Here is a 6,849-nt window from a genome sequence, read left to right as displayed (position 1 = left end):
AATGCAAATACTTTGTCCGTATTGTACAATGGTTGGATCTTTAAAAACCATTTGATTGTCTCCCTGCCTTGTGATTATAGCTCCTGTTAAACCCAGCAGGTTAATTGCTTCCTCTCTTGACACCCGATTCGGAAAAGTTGCTACTAACTGACCATTTACAACTTCGTCTTTAATATAGAGCACAGGTTTATATGAAGGGAATACTCCAACACGAATACTCATCATTTGATTGAAATAATCATATGAAGTATTGCTTGGGAATTTAAGGGCTAATCCATCATCATCTCTACATATTACAATTGGCCTTGGGGTGCAGAGGTCATTTAATTCACTATAGAATCGATTTAAATTTTCTACATCATCAGTATTAGCCCTGGACGCACCCACATAATCGAGCAATATCGCTGCAAAATGGTCTTTAGAATAATACTCAACAAAATCTTGTATAACTTGTAGGGGGTCGTTAGAAGTTCCATAGATTTTTCTAAAAGGCTCATCATAATAAGGATTGCGAAGAACGCCATCGTATGTTGCCTCCCTATTATTTTTTAGACAATCTAATGCAATGAAAAGAGGAGGAAATACAGAATGCATTTCCCTTAGGTTATGCCATCTTCCTATTTCAGTATTCCATCCGCTTTGCATGATTTGCGACAATTTAGTTAAATCAGCTTTATACTTTATAAACAAAGCAACTGCATCATCTTTGTGTAACATAATAATTCTCTAATATTTAATATTATAAAAAAAAATTTAGCTAGAAGGTGCGATAGGAAAGGAAAAAGAAGCCAATTAATTAGTCCAGTCTGTGTTTAGACTAAAGACATTAAAGAAATCCAGCCAGTCTTTCTTCATTCTTTATCTAAACGACAAACCCGTTTCATTAAATTAAAACTAGGTTAAAAACCAGTCCTCAAAAACTATCCATATTAGAGAAGATAAGTCGTTTGCTAAGCCTTAGATTGCTTAGTACTTTCGGAGGCAAATAGTATTGAAGGTTTGCTTGCATGTCAATAAATACGCTGTGTGATTTAAAAATATTCTATTGATTACGTGATAAGTCTATAAAGGAAATAAAAGTTTTTTTATAATTTTATGCGCTTACCTATGGATGCATTTTGCAAATAAATCCATCGATAGGTAAGCTATTCTGTGTTATTGACCTAGATAAGCCGATGCGAGTCTGCCAGCTGCATTGCTCTCCAATTCAACATCTAATACATCAGCAACGGTTGACGCGATTTTCATATTAATTTCTGCAGGAAAGTTGCTAAAAAAGCTATTAGGGCTTTTAGCATAAGCACTTAATCCCTTGACAATAATACGGTAATCAAGATAGGCCTGTCTTTTTTCTGGTCTAGATAAATGTTCTGGAGTATTAATGCAAATACTTTGTCCGTATTGTGCAATGGTTGGATCTTTAAAAACCATTTGATTGTCTCCCTGCCTTGTGATTATAGCTCCTGTTAAACCCAGCAGGTTAATTGCTTCCTCTCTTGACGCCCGATTCGGAAAAGTTGCTACTAACTGACCATTTACAACTTCGTCTTTAATATAGAGCACAGGTTTAGATGAAGGGAACACTCCAACAGGAATACTCATCATTTCATTGAAATAATCATATGAAGTATTGCTTGGGAATTTAAGGGCTAATCCAAAATCATCTCTACATATTACAATTGGCCTTGGGGTGCAGAGATCATTTAATTCACTATAGAATCGATTTAAATTTCCTACATCAACAGTATCATCCCTCAACGGGCCCAAATAATCGAGCAATATCGCTGCAAAATGGTCTTTAGAATAATACTCAACAAAATCCTGTATAATTTGTAGGGGGTCATTAGAAGTTCGATAGATGTCCATAAAAGGATGATCATAACGAGGAGTGCGACGAGCGCCAACGTATATTTCCTCACAATTATTTTTTAGAAAATGTAATGCATTGAAAAGCTCAGGAAATACAGAATGCATTTCCCTTGTGCTACGCCATCTTCCTATCTCGGTATTCCATCCGCTTATCAGGGTTTGCTTCAATCTAGCTAAATCCCCTTCATACTTTATAAACAAAGCAACTGCATCATCTTTGTGTAACATAATAATTCTCTAATTTAATATTATAAAAAAAAAATTTTAGCTAGAAGGTACGATAGGAAAGGAAAAAGAAGCCGATTAATTAGTCCAGTCTGTGTTTAGAAATCCAGCCAGTCTTTCTTCATTCTTTATCTAAACGACAAACCCGTTTCATTAAATTAAAACTAGGTTAAAAACCAGTCTTCAAAAACTACCCGTATTAGAGAAGATAAGTCGTTTGCTAATCCTTAGATTGCTTAGTACTTTCGGAGGCAAATGGTATTGAAAGTTTTTTTGCATGTCAATAAATATACTGTGTGATGTAAAAATATTCTATTATTTGCGATTGGTACTAATTTCTGCGGTCAGCCCTGAAGAGGATTAAAACGAAATGCTTGGTCAATTTAGAGCTGGCAATAAAATTCATCTATTTGCATGGGCTTTGCATTTAAAGCCCATATTTAGTACACTCCAATCGCACCGAATTTGCTTCCTTCAACCCGCAGGATGAATCAAGATGAAAGAAAGAGCTCTCAATTTTTTGGACAAAATTGAAAAAATTCTACCAGAGAAATCCAATCCCAGTCTGATCAGTAAGATTTTAAGCGAGTTAAAACTGGATGATCTAGATACCAATGATAAAGAATTTACTGAGTTTATAAGCAAAGCCTGCAGAGAAAAAATAGACTTAAATAAACTAACTCAGCACCTGAAAAGAGCTCTAATATTTAATGAGCCACTTTGTCGACTCTTGGCTTTTATTGAAGAAATGGCATTAATTGGGGATGAGGAGCTTGCTGCCATTGCATCGACACTAGAACGTCAGCTGAACTTGTTGTTCCTTTTCGAAGCGATGTTGGTCACCATGGCCAACAGCAAACTGTTTGCAAAAGAAGTATACGATCATTTAGTGAAAATAAGCGGCAATCCATATCCAGGAAATCCCCTCGCTGACTTCATTTTAGGCGTCCCCTATAGCGCCACTCTGTTTGAGCGATTAAAAATGGTTTCCATCAAACCGGTTATGCTGACGGTCCTCTTTCACCGCTCAATGGGTGAAAAAAAAGAAACCCAGGAAGCTCTGGATGATTTTATCAGGGAAAACGGCTTATCTGGTTCGAATGCTTGGATTGAAACGACTGAACCCAAAGAACTATCGGATAAAACAGTCCCTGTGATGGGGTTAAATATTCTTGAGGCGGCCTGGGAAGACGCAACCGACCATGCCAAAGAGTATGGGGGTATTGAAAATGCTGAATCCGCTATTGGGCTAATCCAACTCATGGAGCAGCAACAGTATCTTAATGAATGCAATTACTTCACCACCCTGTTGCCAGAGGGTGCTTATAGAAAAGAAGACGCCAGTTACGAATTAATACCCGACTTAAAAATCGATAACTCCAAAAAACTAGTATCCCAGTTCCATATTCACCCTCAATGGCGGGATTTATACACCAGCTGGAATCTTTTTTTTGTGGTTGCCAATATAGATACTGTGGTGATGCCTTTGAAATTATTGCTCCCTACGGTCATGACGGCTCATCCCTCCAATTACAAAGAAATGAGGGTTATTTCTCTGTTTTTAATCGGTAATTTATTTATGCATGCTAGCAAAAATAACCCCTTTTTTAAAAATTTTACACTGACGAATGCCAAGATTATTTTTAAAGAATGGGGTAGGATTAACAAAGAATACGCTAACCAACAACTGCACCTTCTTTGTCCAGAAGTTCCCGTGTCTGTCAAACCCTCTTTGCAAGAGGTTTTTGGCCATCACGTGCACCTTAATTTTTTAAAACATCTGTACAATTTCGTTCGGGATCCAGGTCATTATCGTTTTACAACTCCTTTTAAGAACAATAAGTCCGGACCACAATTCTTTAGTCCAGTAAAAACCAAGGATTCCATGGAGTCCTTAGAGGAGAAAAAAATAGAGTACAATGAGCCTTCATCCACATGTCCTGAAGGCTTTAATGTAATGAACCATCCCACCCACTGAGTTGGTAATTGATTGTTACCAACTTAGAATTCAAATTGACAATTTTTCACCGGATGGGAGATTCATAAATGAATATTAACTTACTAGGTTTTGATATAGCTAAGAATATTGGCTATACACTTTTTCGCCTGGAATAGCCCAATTTTAGGCTTTGTCATTGCAAAACGAATAGCACCCAAGCATATTGATATGTCCAAATCCATATCCAGAAAGCCAAGCATCCCTATTTATTGCTAAACTTCTTCTTTAAAAAAGTTAACCGTTTACTCAGCAAAAAATTAATCAATTTTAGATGGGATGGCCATGCGTGTTAGGGCAACTCCTTGAATATAATTTAACTTTCATGTATATTTTTTATCTTTTTTTATTGTGAAATATTATGAAATGTAAAGCTTATTTCGGTAAAGCAGGACTTATGCTTGAACTAGAGGGTAATAATGAAGCGCTTCTAAGACAATATGCTAAAGCCTGTGCTATGGATGATGCCACTATAGTTACTTTTGATAAAAAGAAATACACCCTTTATCTGCCCCATATGAATAAAGAAACTTATTCCAAATTATGTCAAGTGGCTGAGGGAGAAAAACCAACATTTGATGAGTTAGAAGAACAAGCAGCAATAGAGCAAAAAGAGAAAGAACGTTATGCTCTTCGTGATCATGGATTTATTAAATCAAAACAGGTCAAAAAAGACCACGAAATAAGTTATCTGGTAAAGCTTGTTGATAAAAAAAATATTAATATAACGGTAGTAAGTAACGATAAATTATTTTTATCTCTATGCGAACAATATTTCAAAGGAAACACCGGTATAACCGCTACCGATAAAAAATCATTTAAGCAATTAAATATTCCCAAAATAGGCAAAGATACATACAACTCTTGTCTGAGTAAAATGAAAGATGGACTTCCCCACGGTTATAAAAAAAACCTACGAAGTTTCGAGCAATTAAAGGATGTTGCAGTTGATTCAAATGTGCATGATTTAACAGGTTCCACTATGTTAATAAATTGAAAGAGTCCGCGCTTTATGCGCTAAATCCTATAAAGACCGCATTAAAAATAGGTACATTTTAGTGGTTAAATGAGTTTAAAAAACTGTTTCAATTAAATATTTTTGATTTATGGCAATCGAGCATATTAGTGAACTGTGCCATATGCTTTTGGAATGTACTTAAATGATATTTTGAAGCATGCCATCTTTAACATAATTATTTTCAATTCTTTATATCTTGAATAGAAATAGTTGAGGATACTGAGCTAATCTTCCCCATATCCCATTTTTTCGCATTCGTACTGCTAAATCTCATTTAATTTAACAAAAGGCCGAATATATGACTGCACCTAAACCTCTTGTCTTAAAATAATTTGGTTATTTTCTTGCATAACCGGTAGAGTCCATATGGCACCATTTAGTAAATGGCTACCCAGTTATATCCGAGTTTTGAATAGTGTGCTCAAGATAATTGATAAGCATTAAAAATTCATCGTTTCCAATTTTGCTATTACTTTTCCTTTCTAAATCAAGCATAAACAAATTTTCCAAGAATGGACGAAGAGCACGAAAGTTCTCCGATTTTTCCTTGCGTATCTGTTCTAAACCAAATTTTCCTAACAGGCTTCCAAGAGAACTTCTCAGCTTTAGCTTAGGATAAATCTGAACAACTGATTCTTTTATACTATCGAGGTAAGAAAACTCCATTTTTGTTGCCTCACATTCTATATTCGCCTTTAGTGTAGAGCGAGCAATAAAGGCTTGGCATGAAAAACGGCAAATAGCTCTAGCTTCACAAGAACCACAATCCTGCCAATTTTCAGGGGCTATTGAAAAAAAACGCTTTAATTTCTTGTCGTAAGCAATTTTAAAGTCCACTGTTTTATCTTTCAAATGTCCGAGAAAATACTCTTTTTCGTTCCAGCTAAATCGTCCACATGGCAGTATATTTCCTTCTGGGGTTATCCCTATAACCTCTGTTCCAGCACCACAACCTTCATAATCACACAAGGACTGGGAACGTTGAACACCCTTGAGATGACACTCAACGTAATGAATCATGCTCTCTGTTACATGGTATTCTGTGGCGCACTCCGCCTTCGTTTCAATCATATAGTCAATGATATCTTTTTTTGCTTTAAAAATTTCACTTGGCGTGGGAGGGGGCAGATTCACACCAGCCCCAACTGGATATGCAACGTTCGCTTTAAAGCTTAGAGCCCCCATATCAGCATATAACCAGTTGCATATCTTATTAAACATATGAGCATTGCTTTGATTTATAGTCATTAAAATGCCGCAATTTACCCCATTCTCTTTTGCTCGAAAGTAATTTTTTATAACTTTATCAGCAAGTGGTCGCATGCTTTGAGTAACATCTTGGGGATTATCAATGCTAACACCAAGTGCAATATTGTTTCTTTTAAAGCAGTTCATTAAATCATCTGATATATTAATAAAATTGGTCTGCATCGATATTTCAATAGATTTGTTATTACGCAATGCTGAGGCATAAGAAAACTCACATGCCCTATCCAACCAACTTATGGGCAATAAAGAAGGCTCTCCTCCATGAAAAATAATTGTAATCTGATGTTGCCTTGAGTTTGTCAGCATTTTATCTATTAATAATTCAAAATCATCAATAGGCAAATAGTAGTGCTTTTCTTTGCCGAAGGTTATATCTTCATAACAATACTCACACTTAATATTACAACGAGAGGTAAGTTTAACAACAACTGCTCTCAAATTTGTAAAACGAGTATCTTGCAAGCTCATATCC

At 35.8% G+C, this 6,849-nt stretch carries 5 protein-coding genes; 2 read left to right on the top strand and 3 right to left on the bottom strand.

Going from position 1 to position 6,849, the window contains the following annotated elements:
• Together ELY20_RS12020 and ELY20_RS12015 are read right to left on the bottom strand one after the other, a co-directional pair.
• The coding region (locus tag ELY20_RS12020) for a hypothetical protein (protein ID WP_148112453.1) at positions 1-717 on the bottom strand (717 nt) is incomplete at its 3' end.
• A 438-nt stretch (positions 718-1,155) separates the two neighbouring features.
• Entirely contained in the window at positions 1,156-2,097 is a 942-nt protein-coding gene (locus ELY20_RS12015) for a hypothetical protein (RefSeq protein WP_127059487.1), read from the bottom strand.
• 493 nt (positions 2,098-2,590) lie between these two features.
• On the opposite strand from ELY20_RS12015, the gene ELY20_RS12010 reads away from it, so the two are divergent.
• Both ELY20_RS12010 and ELY20_RS12005 read left to right on the top strand, forming a co-directional pair.
• Positions 2,591-4,072, top strand: a complete 1,482-nt coding sequence (locus tag ELY20_RS12010) for a symporter (RefSeq protein ID WP_110142567.1) — start codon at positions 2,591-2,593, stop codon at positions 4,070-4,072.
• A 379-nt stretch (positions 4,073-4,451) separates the two neighbouring features.
• Positions 4,452-5,087 (top strand): hypothetical protein, encoded by a 636-nt coding sequence (locus tag ELY20_RS12005; RefSeq protein WP_110142568.1) that lies wholly within the window; start codon positions 4,452-4,454, stop codon positions 5,085-5,087.
• A gap of 408 nt (positions 5,088-5,495) precedes the next feature.
• Here ELY20_RS12005 and ELY20_RS12000 read toward each other — a convergent pair whose 3' ends face one another.
• Positions 5,496-6,839: a radical SAM/SPASM domain-containing protein gene (locus ELY20_RS12000; protein ID WP_158618908.1), complete on the bottom strand. Its 1,344-nt coding sequence runs from the start codon at positions 6,837-6,839 to the stop codon at positions 5,496-5,498.
• Positions 6,840-6,849 lie beyond the last annotated feature (10 nt).

It is taken from the genome of Legionella qingyii (genome assembly GCF_003990155.1).
Lineage (GTDB): Bacteria > Pseudomonadota > Gammaproteobacteria > Legionellales > Legionellaceae > Legionella > Legionella qingyii.
The sequence above is the reverse complement of the archived record's forward strand: the minus strand, read 5'-3'. Positions and strand labels throughout refer to the sequence as shown.